General features: G+C 64.5%; 17 protein-coding genes. 15 read left to right on the forward strand and 2 right to left on the reverse strand.

From position 1 onward, the window contains the following. The first annotated feature begins 90 nt into the window (after window positions 1-90). The 15 genes from ABWW33_RS07925 (at window position 91) to ABWW33_RS07995 (ending at window position 14,882) form a co-directional block, all read left to right on the forward strand. Entirely contained in the window at window positions 91-639 is a 549-nt protein-coding gene (locus ABWW33_RS07925; protein WP_176655078.1) for a DUF2059 domain-containing protein, read from the forward strand. 10 nt (window positions 640-649) lie between these two features. Further along, window positions 650-1,744 (forward strand): 3-phosphoserine/phosphohydroxythreonine transaminase, encoded by a 1,095-nt coding sequence (gene serC / locus ABWW33_RS07930; RefSeq protein WP_176655079.1) that lies wholly within the window; start codon window positions 650-652, stop codon window positions 1,742-1,744. A 6-nt stretch (window positions 1,745-1,750) separates the two neighbouring features. Next, window positions 1,751-2,824, forward strand: coding sequence for a prephenate dehydratase (pheA, locus tag ABWW33_RS07935; protein ID WP_176655080.1), 1,074 nt, complete (start codon window positions 1,751-1,753; stop codon window positions 2,822-2,824). 23 nt (window positions 2,825-2,847) lie between these two features. Continuing rightward, a complete protein-coding gene (gene hisC, locus ABWW33_RS07940; RefSeq protein WP_353400668.1) occupies window positions 2,848-3,957 on the forward strand; it encodes a histidinol-phosphate transaminase in 1,110 nt (369 codons plus the stop codon). 5 nt (window positions 3,958-3,962) lie between these two features. Next, the gene (locus tag ABWW33_RS07945) at window positions 3,963-4,865 is read left to right on the forward strand and encodes a prephenate dehydrogenase (RefSeq protein ID WP_353400711.1); all 903 of its coding nucleotides are present in this window, start codon (window positions 3,963-3,965) and stop codon (window positions 4,863-4,865) included. 26 nt (window positions 4,866-4,891) lie between these two features. After that, window positions 4,892-6,205 carry a 3-phosphoshikimate 1-carboxyvinyltransferase gene (gene aroA, locus ABWW33_RS07950; protein ID WP_353400670.1) on the forward strand — a complete coding sequence of 438 codons (1,314 nt, stop codon included), beginning with the start codon at window positions 4,892-4,894 and terminating at the stop codon, window positions 6,203-6,205. Window positions 6,206-6,233: 28 nt separating this feature from the next. Further along, window positions 6,234-6,902, forward strand: a complete 669-nt coding sequence (gene cmk, locus ABWW33_RS07955; protein WP_176655083.1) for a (d)CMP kinase — start codon at window positions 6,234-6,236, stop codon at window positions 6,900-6,902. A 105-nt stretch (window positions 6,903-7,007) separates the two neighbouring features. Next, on the forward strand, window positions 7,008-8,684 hold the full coding sequence (gene rpsA, locus ABWW33_RS07960; protein ID WP_176655229.1) for a 30S ribosomal protein S1: 1,677 nt from the start codon (window positions 7,008-7,010) through the stop codon (window positions 8,682-8,684). A 10-nt stretch (window positions 8,685-8,694) separates the two neighbouring features. Continuing rightward, entirely contained in the window at window positions 8,695-9,000 is a 306-nt protein-coding gene (locus tag ABWW33_RS07965) for an integration host factor subunit beta (RefSeq protein ID WP_008446215.1), read from the forward strand. Between the two features lie 79 nt (window positions 9,001-9,079). Beyond that, window positions 9,080-9,382, forward strand: coding sequence for a LapA family protein (locus ABWW33_RS07970; protein WP_176655084.1), 303 nt, complete (start codon window positions 9,080-9,082; stop codon window positions 9,380-9,382). Window positions 9,383-9,394: 12 nt separating this feature from the next. After that, a complete protein-coding gene (gene lapB / locus ABWW33_RS07975; protein WP_176655085.1) occupies window positions 9,395-10,570 on the forward strand; it encodes a lipopolysaccharide assembly protein LapB in 1,176 nt (391 codons plus the stop codon). A gap of 117 nt (window positions 10,571-10,687) precedes the next feature. Then, entirely contained in the window at window positions 10,688-12,055 is a 1,368-nt protein-coding gene (locus tag ABWW33_RS07980) for a UDP-glucose dehydrogenase family protein (RefSeq protein WP_176655086.1), read from the forward strand. Between the two features lie 10 nt (window positions 12,056-12,065). Next, the gene (gene rfaE1 / locus ABWW33_RS07985; protein ID WP_353400674.1) at window positions 12,066-13,013 is read left to right on the forward strand and encodes a D-glycero-beta-D-manno-heptose-7-phosphate kinase; all 948 of its coding nucleotides are present in this window, start codon (window positions 12,066-12,068) and stop codon (window positions 13,011-13,013) included. Between the two features lie 104 nt (window positions 13,014-13,117). Beyond that, complete coding sequence (locus tag ABWW33_RS07990) at window positions 13,118-13,501, forward strand: ComEA family DNA-binding protein (RefSeq protein WP_353400675.1); 384 nt, start codon at window positions 13,118-13,120, stop codon at window positions 13,499-13,501. Between the two features lie 55 nt (window positions 13,502-13,556). Continuing rightward, a complete protein-coding gene (locus ABWW33_RS07995) occupies window positions 13,557-14,882 on the forward strand; it encodes an MBL fold metallo-hydrolase (protein WP_353400676.1) in 1,326 nt (441 codons plus the stop codon). A gap of 7 nt (window positions 14,883-14,889) precedes the next feature. Here ABWW33_RS07995 and ABWW33_RS08000 read toward each other — a convergent pair whose 3' ends face one another. Continuing rightward, a complete protein-coding gene (locus ABWW33_RS08000) occupies window positions 14,890-15,495 on the reverse strand; it encodes a hypothetical protein (protein ID WP_353400678.1) in 606 nt (201 codons plus the stop codon). A gap of 153 nt (window positions 15,496-15,648) precedes the next feature. After that, window positions 15,649-17,418, reverse strand: a complete 1,770-nt coding sequence (locus tag ABWW33_RS08005) for an FAD-dependent oxidoreductase (protein WP_176655091.1) — start codon at window positions 17,416-17,418, stop codon at window positions 15,649-15,651. Window positions 17,419-17,587 lie beyond the last annotated feature (169 nt).

The following is a 17,587-nucleotide window of genomic DNA, read 5'->3' on the forward strand; positions in this document are numbered from 1 at the left end:
TCCGGGGTCAGCGGGGTCAGGTTTATTTCGCGGATAAATGCGACAATAAGACTGGCCCCGTTTTTTTGTTTTTAATTTTTAGGCGAACATATGAAGAAGATAGCAGCCATTGTCAGCACCGCGATCACCGCGTTCGCCCTCGTCGGCGCCGCCCCGGCGTTCGCCCAGGCCGACGCCGCCTCCACCGCCGCCGCGCGCGAGCTGTTCGATGCGATGAACTATCGCACCATGATGACCGGCGTGATGCAGCAGATGTCGCAGAGCATCGGCCAGTCCATGCGCGCCGGCGCCGAAGCCGGCATCAAGAACAACCCGAATACCACGCCGGAGCAAAAGAAAGAGGCGCTGGCCAAGATGGAAGCGGAATTGCCGGCCGCCGTCGCCGTGCTGCAAGGCGCGATGAACGACCCGGCCATGATCGACGACATCCTCACCGAAACCGTACCGCTGTACGCGCGCACTTACAGCGCGGGCGAGTTGAAGCAGATCACCGCCTTCTACCGCACGCCGATCGGCGCCAAGATGCTGTCGACCATGCCCAAGCTGATGGCCGAAGCCATGCAGATCGGCCAGCAGGTCGCCGCGCGCCGCATCACCCCGCTGATGCAGAAGCTGCAGGAAAAACAATCCACCAAATAAGGACCGCAACGTGACTCACATCTATAACTTCTCCGCCGGCCCCGCCGTATTGCCGAAGGAAGTACTGGCGCAAGCCGCTGCCGAAATGCTGGACTGGCATGGCAGCGGCATGTCCGTCATGGAGATGAGCCACCGCGGACCGGAGTTTATGTCGATCTACAAGGCGGCCGAGCGCGACCTGCGCGAGCTGCTGGCAGTACCGGACAACTACAAGATCTTGTTCATGCAGGGCGGCGGTTTGTCGCAGAACGCCCTGATCCCGCTGAACCTCGTCGGCCACAAGCCGCAGCCAGCGACCATCGATTTCATTCATACCGGCTCGTGGTCGGGCAAGTCCATCAAGGAAGCCGCCAAGTACGCCAACGTCAATATCGCCGCGTCGTCGATGACGTCGGTGCCGCCGCAATCGGAGTGGAAGCTCACGCCGGGCGCCGCCTACCTGCACATGTGCACCAACGAGACCATCGACGGCGTCGAGTACGACTTCGACGCCGGCGTGCCGGCGCCGCAGGACGGCGTGCTGCTGGTGGCCGACATGTCCTCGCACATCCTGTCGCGCCCCGTCGACGTGTCGAAGTACGGGCTGATTTTCGCCGGCGCGCAGAAGAACATCGGCCCTGCCGGCGTGACCATCGTCATCGTCCGCGACGACCTGCTGGGCAAGGCGCTGCCGGTGTGCCCGTCGGCGTTCGACTTCAAGCTGGTGGCCGACAACGAATCGATGTACAACACGCCGCCCACCTACGGCATCTACATCGCCGGCCTGGTGTTCCAGTGGCTGAAAAAGCAGGGCGGCGTGGCCGAGATGGAAAAGCGCGCCAAGGCCAAGGCCGAGCTGCTGTACGCGGCGCTGGACGTGGACGACTTTTACCAGAACCGCGTGGCGAAAACCAGCCGCTCGCGCATGAACGTGCCCTTCTACCTGAAGGACGAGAGCAGGAACGAGGCATTCCTGGCCGGCGCCAAGGCGCGCGGGCTGCTGCAACTGAAGGGCCACAAGTCCGTCGGCGGCATGCGCGCATCGATCTACAACGCGATGCCTATCGAGGGCGTGCAAGCGCTCGTGGACTACTTGAACGAATTCGCCGGCCGCGCCGGTAAATAGACTCTCATGAACGATAAACTCAAACCCCTGCGCGAACAGATCGACGCCATCGATGCGCAGATCCTCGACCTGTTGAACCGCCGCGCCAAGGTGGCGCAGGAAGTCGGCCACGTCAAGGCCGAGACCAACGCTCCCGTGTTCCGCCCCGAACGCGAGGCGCAGGTGCTGCGCGGCGTGGCCGAGCGCAATCCCGGCCCGATGGGCAATACCGAGCTGCAGACCATCTGGCGCGAGATCATGTCCGCCTGCCGTTCGCTGGAAAAGCGCGTCACCATCGCCTTCCTCGGTCCGGCAGGCACCTACAGCGAGCAGGCGGTGTACCAGCAGTTCGGCACCGCCGTCGACGTGCTGCCTTGCTCGTCCATCGACGAGGTGTTCCGCGCCACCGAGGCCGGCACCGCCGAATTCGGCGTGGTGCCGGTCGAGAACTCGACCGAGGGCGCCATCGGCCGCACGCTGGACCTGCTGCTGCATACGCCGCTGACCATCAGCGGCGAAGTGTCGATCGCGGTTCGCCACAGCCTGCTGACCGCCACCGGCAACATGGACGGCATCACCGCCATCTGCGCCCACGCGCAGGCGCTGGCGCAGTGCCAGATCTGGCTGAACAACAACTACCCGGACATCGAGCGCCGCGCCGTGTCGTCGAACGCCGAGGCGGCCCGCATGGCGCGCGACGATCACGCGATCGCCGCCATCGCCGGCGAACGCGCCGGCGTGCGCTACGGCCTGGGCACGGTCAAGGCCAACATCCAGGACGATCCGCACAACCGCACCCGCTTCGCCGTGATCGGCCACCTGCAGGCCGGCCCGTCGGGCGAGGACCGCACGTCGCTGGCGCTGGCCGCACCGCACAAGGCCGGCTCCATCTACCGCCTGCTTGGTTCGCTGGCCCAGCACAATGTGTCGATGACGCGCTTCGAGTCGCGTCCGGCGCGCACGGGAACCTGGGAGTATTACTTCTATGTCGACGTCGAAGGCCATGTGCAGGACGAGGCCGTGGCCAAGGCGCTGGATGAACTGCAGGGCAATGCAGCCTTCTTCAAGGTGCTGGGATCCTATCCCGTGAGTTTGACCTAACCAACCAGAATCAGAGAGAGACTATGTCCAAGAATTACGGCCCGGAGTACGTCCGCGCCATCGCTCCATACCAGGCCGGCAAACCGATCGCGGAAGTCGCGCGTGAATTCGGCCTCGACGAAGAGGCCATCGTCAAGCTGGCGTCCAACGAGAATCCGTTCGGCGTGCCGGAATCGGCCGTGCAGGCGATGACCGCCGCCGCCGCCGACCTGGGCCGCTACCCGGACGCCAACGGCTTCGAACTGAAAGCCGCGCTGTCCAAGCGCTACGACGTGCCGGCCGAGTGGATCACGCTGGGCAACGGCAGCAACGACATCCTGGAAATCGCCGCCCACGCGTTCGTCGAGCGCGGCCAGTCGATCGTGTATTCGCAGTATTCGTTCGCCGTGTACGCGCTGGCGACGCAGGGCGTGGGCGCCAACCACATCGTGGTGCCGGCCAAGGCCTACGGTCACGACCTGCCGGCGATGCTGGCGGCGATCAAGGACGATACGCGCCTGGTGTTCATCGCCAACCCGAACAACCCGACCGGCACCTTCATCCCGGCCGCCGACATCCAGGCCTTCCTGGACCAGGTGCCGGCCAATGTGGTGGTGGTGCTGGACGAGGCCTACAACGAATTCCTGGCCGAGGAAAACCAGTTCGAATCGGCCGAGTGGGTCAAGAAGTATCCCAACCTGCTGGTGTCGCGCACCTTCTCCAAGGCGTACGGCCTGGCCGGTTTGCGCGTGGGCTTCGGCATCGCCCAGCCGGCGCTGACGGACCTGATGAACCGCATCCGCCAGCCGTTCAACGTCAATTCGCTGGCGCAGGCGGCGGCCATCGCGGCGCTCAACGACAAGGAATTCCTCAAGCGCAGCGCGGCCAACAACGCCGCCGGCTACCAGCAGTTCACCGAGGCGTTCGACAAGCTGGGCCTGGAGTATGTGCCGTCGTACGGCAACTTCGTGCTGGTCAAGGTCGGCAAGGACCTGGCGGCCGGCGCCCGCGTCAACCTGTCGCTGCTGAAGCAGGGCGTGATCGTGCGCCCGGTGGGCAACTACGGTCTGCCGGAATGGCTGCGCATCTCCATCGGCCTGCCGCAGGAGAACGCCGTGCTGATCGCCGCGCTGACCAAGGCGCTGGCAGAGTAAAAATGATGCTGAACAAAGTCGTCATCTTTGGCGTTGGCCTGATCGGCGGATCGTTCGCGCGGTCGCTGAAGAAGGCCGGCGCCGTCGGCAGCGTGGTCGGCATGGGGCGCTCGGCCGCCTCGCTGCAGCGCGCGCGGGAGCTGGGCATCATCGATGTCATCGGGAGCGATATGAGCGAGGCGCTGGCCGGCGCCGACCTGGTGCTGCTGGCCGCGCCGGTGGCGCAGACCGAGGCCATCCTGGCCGCGATCGCGCCGCACCTGCGGCCGGGCACCGTGGTCACCGACGCGGGCAGCACCAAGTCCGACGTGGTGGCGTCGGCGCGCCGCGCGCTGGGCGGCAAGATCGGCCAGTTCGTGCCGGGCCATCCGATCGCCGGGCGCGAGACCAACGGTCCCGAGGCGGCCATCGACGATCTGTACGTCGGCAAGAAGGTGGTGCTGACGGCCTTGGATGAAAACGCGGCCGATGATGTCGAGCGCGTGGCGGCAGCGTGGCGGGCCTGCGACGCGGTCATCCATCGTTTGACGCCGCAGGAGCATGACAAGGTGTTTGCCGCCGTCAGCCATCTGCCGCACTTGCTGGCGTATGCGCTGGTGGACGACATCGCCAACAAGCCGCATGCGGATTTACTGTTCCAGTATGCGGCCAGCGGTTTTCGCGATTTCACAAGGATCGCCGGATCGTCGCCCGAGATGTGGCGCGACATCAGCCTGGCCAACCAGTCGGCGTTGTTGACGGAGCTGGATGCGTATCTGGCACAATTGACGGGCTTGAGGGCCCGCCTGGCCGCTGGCGACGGGGCAGGGCTGGAGCGCGTGTACAGCAACGCCCAGCATGCCCGCCACCAGTGGATCACAGCGATCGAGGCGGCCGAGGCGCCGCCGTCGCAAGCGAAAGAAGTTTAACCGCGCTGACTAATTCAGGAACCAGCATGACTACCGAATACATCGACCTGCAAACGGTCGCCCACGTGCAGGGCGCCGTGCGCCTGCCGGGCTCGAAATCCATCTCCAACCGCATCCTGCTGCTGTCGGCGCTGTCGCGGGGCGACGTCGCCATCGTCGACCTGCTGGCCTCGGACGACACCGCCGTCATGCTGGCCGCCCTGCGTGCGCTGGGCGTGCAGTGGACCGAAGAGAAAACCGCCAGCGGCACCATCCACCACGTCAAGGGCGTGGCCGGCGTGCTGCCGAACAAATCGGCCGACCTGTTCATGGGCAACGCCGGCACCGCGATCCGTCCGCTGACCGCCGCGCTGGCCGTGATCGGCGGCGACTACACGCTGCACGGCGTGCCGCGCATGCACGAGCGCCCGATCGGCGACCTGGTCGACGCGCTCAACGCCGCCGGCACCGACGTCGAATACACCGGCAACCCGGGCTTCCCGCCGCTGCACATCAAGCAGGGCAAGATCCACGCGCGGCGCCTGTCGGTGCGCGGCGACGTCTCCAGCCAGTTTTTGACCGCGCTGCTGATGGTGGCGCCGCTGATGGCGCGCGAGCACGCGATAGCCATCGACGTGGTCGGCGAACTGATCTCCAAGCCCTACATCGAAATCACGCTGAACCTGATCCGCCGCTTCGGCGTCAAGGTCGAGCAGAGCGGCTGGGAGTCGTTCACCATCGAGCCGGGCCAGCTCTACCAGTCGCCGGGCACCATCCACGTCGAGGGCGACGCTTCGTCGGCGTCCTACTTCCTGGCGGCCGGCGCGATCGCCGGCGGTCCGGTGCGGGTCGAGGGCGTGGGCAAGGATTCGATCCAGGGCGACGTGCGCTTCGCCGCCGCGCTGGAGCAGATGGGCGTGCGGATCACCATGGGCGACAACTGGATCGAGGCGCGCTCGAACGGCGTGCTGAAGGCCATCGACGCCGACTTCAACCACATTCCCGACGCGGCCATGACCATCGCCGTGGCCGCGCTGTACGCCGACGGCACCAGCACGCTGCGCAACATCGCCAGCTGGCGCGTCAAGGAAACCGACCGCATCGCCGCCATGGCGACCGAGCTGCGCAAGGTCGGCGCCATCGTCGAGGAGGGCCCGGACTACATCAAGGTCACCCCGCCGGCGGTCATCACGCCTGCTACCATCGATACCTACGACGATCACCGCATGGCGATGTGCTTCTCGCTGGTGTCGCTGGACGGCGCCGCGCGCAAGGGCAACGTCATGCGCATCAACGATCCCAAGTGCGTCGGCAAGACCTTCCCGGAGTACTTCGCGGCGTTCGCGGCGATCGCAAAATAAGAAGTGCAAAATAAGTAAAGTGAATTAAATGGTAACTTCCCCAATTCCAGTCATCACCATCGACGGCCCGACCGCATCCGGCAAGGGCACGGTCGCGCATCGCGTTGCCGATAAGCTCGGCTTCCATTACCTGGATTCGGGCGCGTTGTACCGGCTGACGGCGCTGTCGGCGCTGCGCCGCGGCACCGACCTGGCCGACGAGCACGCCGTGGCCAAGCTGGCCGAGCACCTGCAGTGCAGCTTCCAGGGCGGCGATATCATCTTGTCGCACGAAAACGTCAGCGACGCCATCCGGGCGGAAGAGGTGGGCAATACCGCTTCAAAAATTGCAACATTTCCCGCCGTGCGCCACGCGCTGGTGGGGCTGCAGCTGGGTTTCCGCAAGGCGCCGGGGGTGGTGGCGGACGGGCGCGACATGGGCTCGGTGATCTTCCCGCACGCGGTGTTGAAGGTGTTTTTGACCGCCTCCGTGGCGGCGCGGGCCGAGCGTCGATATAAGCAATTGATTGACAAGGGGTTTTCTGCTAATATGGAAGACCTACTGATGGATTTGCAGGCGCGCGACGACCGGGATACGAATCGGGCCATCGCACCGCTGGTCCCCGCAGAGGGGGCGCATGTGCTTGATACCTCGAACATGACCGCTGAGGCAGCGGTCGATCAGGTGTTGCAGTGGTATGCGGCCGTCGGTAAATAGTACGTGCCTGGGCAAGCTCTGAGTGCCCCGGTTTTTTCAACCCTAACCCAACTGAAGTCGCATATCGCGAGCCTTGTTGGTAACCTGGAAGTTACAATGTCTAATATGGAAAGTTTTGCAGCCCTCTTCGAAGAATCCCTGTCGCGTCAAGACATGCGTTCGGGCGAAGTGATCTCGGCTGAAGTCGTTCGTCTGGATCACAACTTCGTGATCGTCAACGCCGGCCTGAAATCGGAAGCATTCATCCCTGTTGAAGAATTCAAGAACGACCACGGCGAACTGGAAGTCAAAGTAGGCGACTTCGTTTCCGTGGCGATCGAATCGCTGGAAAACGGTTTCGGCGATACCATCCTGTCGCGCGACAAGGCCAAGCGTCTGGCGTCGTGGCTGGCACTGGAAAAAGCCATGGAATCGGGCGAGATCGTCGTCGGTACCGTCAATGGCAAAGTCAAGGGCGGCCTGACCGTTCTGACCAACGGCATCCGCGCTTTCCTGCCGGGTTCGCTGGTCGACACCCGTCCGGTCAAGGACACCACCCCGTTCGAAGGCAAGACCCTCGAATTCAAAGTGATCAAGCTGGATCGCAAGCGTAACAACGTGGTTCTGTCCCGCCGCGCCGTCATCGAAGCTTCGATGGGCGAAGAGCGTCAGAAACTGATGGAAACGCTGAAAGAAGGCACGGTCGTGACCGGCGTCGTCAAGAACATCACCGACTACGGCGCGTTCGTGGATCTGGGCGGTATCGACGGCCTGCTGCACATCACCGACCTGGCATGGCGTCGTGTGCGTCACCCATCGGAAGTGCTGACCGTCGGCCAGGAAATCACCGCCAAGGTCCTGAAGTACGATCAAGAGAAGAACCGTGTCTCGCTGGGCGTGAAGCAGCTGGGCGACGATCCTTGGACCGGTCTGTCCCGTCGTTACCCACAAGGCACCCGTCTGTTCGGTAAAGTCACCAACCTGACCGACTACGGCGCGTTCGTGGAAGTCGAGCAAGGCATCGAAGGCCTGGTGCACGTTTCCGAAATGGACTGGACCAACAAAAACGTCGCGCCAAACAAAGTTGTCCAGCTGGGCGACGAAGTTGAAGTGATGGTACTGGAAATCGACGAAGAGCGTCGCCGTATTTCGCTGGGCATGAAGCAGTGCAAAGCGAATCCATGGGATGACTTCGGCGTGACCCACAAGAAGGGCGATAAAGTCCGCGGCGCGATCAAGTCGATCACCGACTTCGGCGTGTTCATCGGCCTGGCCGGCAACATCGACGGCCTGGTGCACCTGTCCGACCTGTCCTGGACCGAAACCGGCGAAGAAGCCGTGCGTCGCTTCAAGAAAGGTGACGAACTGGAAGCCATCGTTCTGGCCATCGACGTTGAGCGCGAGCGCGTTTCCCTGGGCGTCAAGCAACTGGAAGGCGACCCGTTCAACAACTTCGCCGCCATGAACGACAAGGGCGCGCTGGTGACCGGCACCGTGAAATCGGTGGAGCCTAAAGGCGCCGTGATCCAACTGTCCGAAGAAGTCGAAGGCTATCTGCGTGCATCCGAAATCTCCCGCGACCGCGTGGAAGATGCCGGTACCCACCTGAAGGTTGGCGATTCCGTCGAAGCCCTGGTCATCAACATCGACCGCAAAGCTCGCAGCATCCAGCTGTCGATCAAAGCGAAAGATAGCGCTGAAACCGCGGAAGCCATGCAGAAGATCGCTGGCGACAGCAACGCAGCTTCGGGCACCACCAGCCTGGGCGCGCTGCTGAAAGCTAAGCTCGACAACAAGAACTAAGAACTAGTCGATGACTAAGTCCGAGTTGATCAACCGCCTGGCTGAGCGTTATTCTCAGCTGGTGGCCAAAGATGCGGAGTATGCCGTCAAGACCATACTGGATGCGATGACCAACGCCCTGGCGACCGGTCAGCGCATCGAGATCCGCGGTTTTGGCAGCTTTGCCCTCAACAGCCGGCCACCGCGTATCGGACGTAATCCGAAGTCGGGCGACAAAGTGATGGTGCCCGAAAAACGGGTGCCTCACTTCAAGCCGGGCAAGCAATTGCGCGAGCGGGTTGACGCGATGGTCGGGCAACCGATCATCGAGGACTGAAGCGTCTGATGAGTTAAAATAAAAGCGGCGTCTACGGATGCCGCTTTTTTTTAGAAATACTGAACAGGAAACCTGGCCAATGAAATTCATCTCCACGATTATTGGATTCGTTCTTTTCGTCCTGTTTTTTGGCTTTGCCCTGAAAAATACGCAGGAAGTCGACCTGCACTTTTTCCTCCACTATGACCTGCACGGGCCGCTGGTGCTGATGCTGCTCGGCTTCTTCGTGGCCGGCGCCTTCCTCGGCGTGCTGGCGCTGACGCCGACGGTGTTCCGCCACCGCCGCGAAACGAACAAACACAAGACCACGATCTCGACGCTGCAAAGCTCGGCGCTGCAGCCCAATGTCCAGCCGCAGCCGGACAGCATCAACACACAATAAAAAACACAAAGCATGGAATTCGAACTCTGGTGGTTATTGGGTATCCCGGTCTTCTTCGGACTGGGCTGGGTCGCCGCGCGCGTCGACATTCGTCAACTGGTGTCCGAATCGCGCACGCTGCCGCGCGGCTACTTCAAGGGCCTGAACTTCCTGCTCAACGAGCAGCCCGACAAGGCCATCGACGCCTTCATCGAGATCGTGCGGCTGGACCCGGAAACGGCCGACATGCACTTCGCGCTGGGCAACCTGTTCCGCCGCCGCGGCGAGACCGAGCGGGCCATCCGCGTGCACCAGAACCTGCTGTCGCGTCCCGACCTGCCGCAGGAGCAGAAGGAGCACGCGCAGTACGAGCTGGGCATGGACTACCTGAAGGCCGGCCTGCTGGACCGCGCCGAGGAAACCTTCACCTCGATGGTCAGCGGCCAGTACGCGGTGCAGGCGCGCCGCGCGCTGCTGGAGATCTTCCAGCGCGAGAAGGAATGGCCGCGCGCGATCGAGGCGGCCATCGGCCTGCAGGAATCGGGCGCCGGCTCGCGCCAGAAGGAAATCGCGCAGTTCTACTGCGAGCTGGCGCAGGACGCGCTGGTGCACATGCATCCGGAGGACGCCTTGCCGCTGCTGGAGAAGTCGCTGCAGGCCGACCGCGTCAACGTGCGCGCCACGATGCTGACCGGCGACGCCCAGCTGGCGCAGGGCGATGTCGAGGGCGCGCTGATGACCTGGCGCCGCGTCGAGCAGATCAGCGTGCCGCACACGGCGCTGGTGGCGCAGCGCATGATGGACGCCTACCGCAAGGTGGGCCGCCCGCAGGAAGGCGTCAGCCTGCTCAAGTCCTACCTGGAGCAGGCCTCGTCGATCGACCTGATCGAGGTGGTGTACAAGGCGGTGCTGGAGCTGGACGGCGTCGACGCGGCCAAGCAGCTGGTCAGCAACGAGCTGCGCCGCACGCCGACCCTGCTGGGACTGGACAAGCTGCTGGAGGCGCGCCTGATGGACGCGCCGGCCAACCTGGTGCCGGAACTGTCGATGGTGAAGAACCTGGTACACGGCTATACGCAGAAGCTGGCGCGCTACCAGTGCAGCCACTGCGGTTTCAAGGCGCGCCAGTTCTACTGGCAGTGCCCGGGATGCAGCCGCTGGGAGACCTACCCGCCGCGCCGCACCGAAGAACTGAATGTCATGAATTAAATACGGCGCCGCCGCAGTCGTTCCCGCGCAGGCGGGAACCCATACTCAGCATGGATTCCCGCTTGCGCGGGAATGACGGCGGGGCGGCAGCGCTGCTAACAAGAAGGCGGAATACACATGAAAATTACAATTATCGGCACCGGCTATGTAGGCCTCGTCACCGGCGCCTGCCTCGCCGAACTGGGCAACGACGTGTTCTGCCTCGACGTCGACCAGAAGAAAATCGACCTGCTCAACAACGGCGGCATCCCGATCCACGAGCCGGGCCTGGAGGAAGTGGTGGCGCGCAACCGCGCCGCCGGCCGCCTGCAGTTCTCGACCGACGTCGCCGCCTCGGTGGCGCACGGCTGCCTGCAGTTCATCGCCGTCGGCACGCCGCCGGACGAAGACGGCTCGGCCGACCTGCAGTACGTGCTGGCCGCCGCCAAGAACATCGGCCGCCACATGACCGAGTTCAAGGTCATCGTCGACAAGTCGACCGTCCCGGTGGGCACGGCGGACCGCGTCAAGGCGGCGGTGCAGGCCGAGCTGGCCGCGCGCGGCGACGGGTCGACCTTCTCGGTGGTGTCCAATCCGGAGTTCCTCAAAGAGGGCGCGGCGGTGGAAGACTTCATGCGGCCGGACCGCATCGTCATCGGCTGCGACAGCACGGCCGAAGGCGAGAAGGCGCACGGCCTGATGAAGAAGCTGTACACGCCGTTCAACCGCAACCACGAGCGCACCTTCTGGATGGACGTGCGCTCGGCCGAATTCACCAAGTACGCCGCCAACGCCATGCTGGCCACCCGCATCTCGTTCATGAACGAGCTGGCCAACCTGGCCGACCAGGTGGGCGCCGACATCGAGGCGGTGCGCCACGGCATCGGCTCCGATCCGCGCATCGGCCACAGCTTCCTGTACGCCGGCGCCGGCTACGGCGGCTCCTGCTTCCCGAAAGACGTGCAGGCACTGGAACGCACGGCGCGCCAGTACAACCAGGACCTGCTGATCCTGCGCGCGGTGGAGGCGGTCAACGACAAGCAGAAGCTGGTGCTGGGGCAGAAGGTGGTCAAGCGCTTCGGCGACGATTTGCGCGGCAAGCATTTCGCCGTGTGGGGCCTGGCCTTCAAGCCGAACACCGACGACATGCGCGAAGCGCCGGCGCGCGTGCTGCTCAAGCAGCTGCTCGACGGCGGCGCCACCGTGGCGGTCTACGATCCGGTGGCGATGGCCGAGGCCAAGCGCGTGCTGGAGCTGGACCTGAACGCCGAGGAGATGGCGCGCGTGCGTTTCGCCGCCAGCCCGATGGACACGCTGACCGGCGCCGAGGCGCTGGTGATTGTCACCGAATGGAAGGCCTTCCGCAGCCCGGACTTCGACCGCATCAAGGCCGCGCTGAAGCAGGCCATCATCTTTGACGGCCGCAACCTGTTCGAACCGGAAGTGATGGCCGAAGCGGGCTTCGAATACCACGGCATCGGCCGTTCCATCCTGACCCGCACTTGAAGAGGTTGCCGTGAGCACTGCCGTGACGACGTATCAAACCCGCGCGCTGGACCAGGTGCGCATCCTGGTGGTCGGCGACGTCATGCTGGACCGCTACTGGTTCGGCGACGTCAGCCGCATCTCGCCGGAGGCGCCGGTGCCCATCGTGCGCATCGAGAAGCGCGAGGCGCGCCTGGGCGGCGCCGCCAACGTGGCGCGCAACGCGGCCGCGCTGGGCGCGCATGCCGGCCTGCTGGGCGTGGTCGGCGCCGACGAGGCGGGGACCGAGGTGGAGCAGTTGCTGCAGGGCGGCGGCATCCACAGCTACCTCAAGCGCGACGACGCCATCTCCACCATCATCAAGCTGCGCGTCATCGGGCGCCAGCAGCAGATGGTGCGCATCGATTTCGAGGAGGCGCCCACCGACACGGTGCTGCGCGACAAGCTGGTGCAGTTCAAGGCGCTGCTGGCCGATTACGACGTGATCGTGCTGTCGGACTACGCCAAGGGTTCGCTGGTCAACGTGGCCGACATGATCGCCTCGGCGCGCGCGGCCGGCAAGGTGGTGATGGTCGATCCCAAGGGCGACGATTTTTCCCGCTACGCCGGCGCCACCGTGCTGACGCCGAACAAGTCGGAAATGAAGCGCATCGTCGGCAGCTGGAACAGCGAGGAACAGCTGACGGCCAAGGCGCAGCAGCTGCGCGCGGAGCTGAAGCTGGACGCGCTGCTGCTGACCCGCTCGGAAGAGGGCATGACCTTGTACACCGACGGCGCGCAGTTCCACATGCCGGCGCAGGCGCGCGAGGTGTTCGACGTCTCGGGCGCCGGCGACACCGTCATCGCGACCATGGCTTGCATGCTGGGAGCGGGCGCCGGTTGGAACGAGGCGGTGCAGACGGCCAACCGCGCCGGCGGCATCGTGGTCGGCAAGTTGGGCACGGCGACGGTCACGCGCGAGGAGCTGTTCAGCGCTTGATCCATGTCAAAGGCCGCGTTGTCAACCGCGGCCGAGGTTGGCCGTTAAGGGAACTCAAGGCGCGATTGTCGCCCTTGCTTTTCACCCACAACGGAGATAGAGACATGTTCAAGAAACTATTGCTGGCAGTTGCAACCCTGATTGCAACCATGAGCTTCGCTTTCGCGCAAGTCGACGTCAACAAGGCCGACGCGGCCGCGCTCGATTCGATCAAGGGCATCGGCCCGGCCAAATCGAAGGCCATCCTGGAAGAGCGCAAGAAAGGCGATTTCAAGGACTGGCCGGATCTGGAGAAGCGCGTCAAGGGCATCGGCGAGAAAAGCGCGGTCAAGCTGTCGCAGGCTGGCCTGACCGTGAACGGCAAGCCGCTCGATGGCGCGCCGATGGCAGCGCCGGCCGACAAGCCTGCGGCCAAAGCGGACAAGGCGGCCGCCAAGGCTGACAAAACCGCCGCCAAGGCCGACAAGGCCGCCGCCCCCGCCAAGTAAGTCTCATGCTGGCCGGCAAACCGCAGCGTCATCGCTGCGGTGCTAACATGGCGGGATGACGCTTAAAATCTCTCGCATCCTGCACGCCGGCTATGTCTTCGAATGCGACGGCACGCTGATCGCATTCGATCCGATCTTCGAGAACCCGTTCAGCAGGAACTGCCACGCCTTCCCGGACGTGCGCTTCGATCATGCGCGGATACGCGGCATGAAGCCCGATGCGGTGTTCATCTCCCACTTCCACGACGACCACTGCTCGATGGAGAGCCTCGACCTGCTCGATCGCGCCACGCCGGTTTATCTGTACTGCCTGTTCGACGAGCTGTTCGCGATGGTACGGCAACTGGGTTTCACCAATGTGCAGGCGCTGGCGGTCGACGCGCCGGTGCGGGTGGGGGCGTTCGAGGTCATTCCGCGCAAGGCGCTGGACTCGGACGTGGATTCGATGTTCCACATCCGCGCCGCCGGCCTGAATGTGCTGAACGTGGTCGATTCGTGGATGGACCCGGAAACGCTGGAGCAGCTGAAGGCCTACGCGCCGTGGGACATGGTGCTGTGGCCATTCCAGACCATGCGCGAGATCGACGTCATCGCGCCGTCGCGCGCGGGAGCGCCGGATCCCCGCGCGGCCAGCGTGCTGCCCGAGGAATGGCCGGAGCAGCTGCGCGCGCTGGCGCCGCGCTACGTCGTCCCCAGTTCCTGCCAGTTCGTGCAGGAGCCGTGGTCCTGGTACAACCACGCTCTGTTCCCGATCACCTACCGCCAGTTCGCCGGCGAGGTGGAGGCATGGCTGCCCGGCGCCGTCGTCGTGCGGCTCAATCCTTCGGTCTCCTTCGAACTGACGCCGCATGCGTTGACGCCGGCCGCGCCGCTGCCTTGGGTGCTGCCCGTTGGCGAGCAGGATGTCGACTACGACTACCGTCCAGATATCGCTCCGCCGCCGACCTCGGAGATCGCCAGCCATTTCGCCGCGCTCGGCGACCAGCAGACCGCGCAGGTGCTGGACTACTGCCGCACCGGCCTGGCTGAAAAATACGCGGACATGGAACTGCCGGCGGACAGCTACTTCGCCACGCCGTGCATCTGGCAGTTGTCGGTGTATGGCCATGCGGGCACGGTCCACCAGTTCCGCTACCGCATCCACGGCGATGCCATCGCCGCGACCGGCGACGGGGAGGCGCCGACCTGGCATACCGAAATCCCGATGGCCAAGCTGTATGCCGGCCTGGCGCTGGGCGAGTCGCTGACGTCGATGTACATGCGCATCAGCGGCGCGCCGGCCGATGCCGACATCGTCGACGACCCGTTGATACGCTGCCTGTTCAACGACGCCTTCGGCGCCTATCAGGCGGCGCAGCTGCGCCGTCTCGGGCGGGCATGATGATGCCTTAGTGGATATCGTCCATCTGGTCGATCTCGCGGCGATAGCGGGGCAGGCGGCGTTCCAGCGTGTTTTGCGCCTGGTGATTGGCGTGTTCCACCAGCGTCAGCGCGGTGCTCAGTGCGACGCTCATCGACTTGGCGGCGGCCGCCATCGCATCGGCCGGCGACAGCGGCGGCGTGGCGGCCTGCTTGCTTTGCCGGGTGCGCAGACTGGCGGCGTTGACCCAGGTCTTTTCGCCGGGGAAGCGTATCCACAGCTCGCGCCAGGCATTGCGGCCACCTCCCGTCACTTGTTGCACCATCTGGTTGGGCGAAACGGCGCGGCCTTCGTAGATCAAGTCGTCGCCGCTGACTTCGGCGATATGCCATTCATTGTTCATGTGCACGCGGAGACGCGTCGCATCGGGCAGGAATAGTTGTTTCCACTGATAGCCGCGCATCGGCGTCGCGTCGTCACGGTCCCTGGCTATCCAGAGTTTGATGGCGTGGGAGATCGCCTCGGCGGGAGACAACGTGCTGCCGCTCTGGCGCAGGTAGTCCTGCAGTTCAGCGAGCGCGGCAGGAGGAATGGCCGATGTGGGCTGCGGTTTCGAATGCGTGAGAGGGTTCATGCTCTTTCTCCTTCAGGATTTTGTCGTTTTTCTTCTCTTACTGTTTGTTAGACAGTCGAACGAAGTCGAAGTTCAAAACTGATAAGAAGAGACAAAAAGAGAACGCCAAAAGAGAACGATCCCCCTCATGGAGGGGAATCGGGCATGCCTGTCCTAGTTGTAGACCTTATCCGCAGGCAAGTTCGCCAGGAACTGGTGGATCTGCGACACCACCGCCGCGCCTTCGCCGACCGCCGCCGCCACCCGCTTGGTGGACGTGGCGCGCACGTCGCCGATGGCGAACACGCCCGGCACGCTGGTCTCCAGCGCCGCCCGCGACGGCAATTCCTTCGGATACACTCCGTGCGCGAAGTTGGCCTTGCACTGCGCCTTGGTCACGTCGAAGCCGGTGCGGATGAAGCCGTGGCTGTCGACGTCCACGCCGCAATCGCTGAGCCACGCCGTGTTGGGATCGGCGCCGATGAACAGGAACACGCGGCAGACGTCGTAGTCGCATTCCTGCTCGCTCTGCGAATTGCGGATGCGCACCTGCTTCAGGCCGTCCTCGTCGCCTTCAAGCGCGACGATTTCCGAGTGCGTGTGCAGCTCGATATTGGGCGTCGCCTGGATGCGTTCGATCAGGTAGCTGGACATGGTGGAAGCCAGGCTGTCCTTGCGGATCAGCATGTGCACCTTGGACGCGTGGCCCGACAGGAACACCGCCGCCTGGCCGGCCGAGTTGCCGCCGCCGACCAGCACGATTTCCTCGGTCTTGCACAGCTGCGCCTCGATCGGCGAGGCCCAGTAGTACACGCCCTTGCCCTCGAACTGCTTGAGGTTGGCCAGCGACGGCCGGCGATAGCGGGCGCCGCACGACAGCACCACGGTCTTGGCCTTCAGCCGCTGCAGGCTGCCGCACATTTCCACTTGCAGCGGATAGGTGTCGCAGACCAGGCGGCCGGCCGGTGCCGGGATCGCCACCTCGACGCCGAATTTCTGCGCCTGCACGTAGGCGCGGCCGGCCAGCGCGCGTCCGGAGACGCCGGTGGGGAAGCCCAGGTAGTTCTCGATGCGCGCGCTGGCGGCCGCCTGGCCGCCATAGGCGCGCGTTTCCAGCGCCAGCACCGACAAGCCTTCGGATGCGGCGTACACGGCCGTCGCCAGGCCGGCCGGGCCGGCGCCGACGACGATCACGTCCCAGATCTTTTCGCTGTCGATGTCGGGCAGCATGCCGAGGCAGCGGCCGATGTCGACCACGGTCGGGTTTTTCTTGACGATGCCGTCCGGGCAGACCACCAGCGGCAGCTCTTCCGGCTTGGGCTGGTAGTGCGCCATCAGCTGCGCGGCCTGCTGGTCCAGCTCGGGATCGAGCACAACGTGCGGATGACCGTTGGCGGCCAGGAAGCTTTGCAGCGTGTGGATGCGGCCGTGGCCGCGCGGGCCGACGATCACCGGGCCGCCGGAATTCTGTTCGATCAGGCCGACGCGGCGCAGGATCAGCGCGCGCACGATGCGCTCGCCCAGGTCGGCGTGCGCCACCAGCAGCGCGCGCAGCGATTCGGACGGCACCACCAGCACCTCGACGTCGCCCTCGGCCACGCCGTTGCCCAGCGAAGGGCGGCCCGACAGCTGCGCCACTTCGCCGCTGAACTGGCCGCGCGTGTGGGTGGTGATGTAGGAGGTGTTGCCCAGTCCGTCGTAGCGGCTGACGACGATGCCGCCCTTGAGCACCAGCATCAGGCCGAAGCTGGTCTTGCCCGCTTCGAAAATCATGTCGCCATCGCTGAAGTGGCGCACATGGCCGAAGCGCATCATGTGCTTGACGTCGACCGCGCTCAGCGTGGGGAAAATCTGGTGGCGGCGTTGCTCCACGTCGATCAGGGGACGCGGCGTGGGCTCGTCCGGTGTTTCTTCGGGGAGCAGTTCCGTGGAGGTGGTGGCCATGACGATTCCGGAAAATGAAAGGGGTTGCAGAAATGGTGCAAGTCTATCGCATGCGGCCCTCGCAGTCCAAAACTTCCACCCCGTTTCCCCCATACGGAGGAGCCGCGGCGGGGCTTGCAATACGCGCAAGTCCAACTCGGATTAAAATGCCTGTTTTGGCGCAATTCAC

Origin of the sequence: Duganella hordei (assembly GCF_040369125.1) — a bacterium.
In the GTDB taxonomy this organism is placed as follows: domain Bacteria; phylum Pseudomonadota; class Gammaproteobacteria; order Burkholderiales; family Burkholderiaceae_D; genus Rugamonas; species Rugamonas hordei.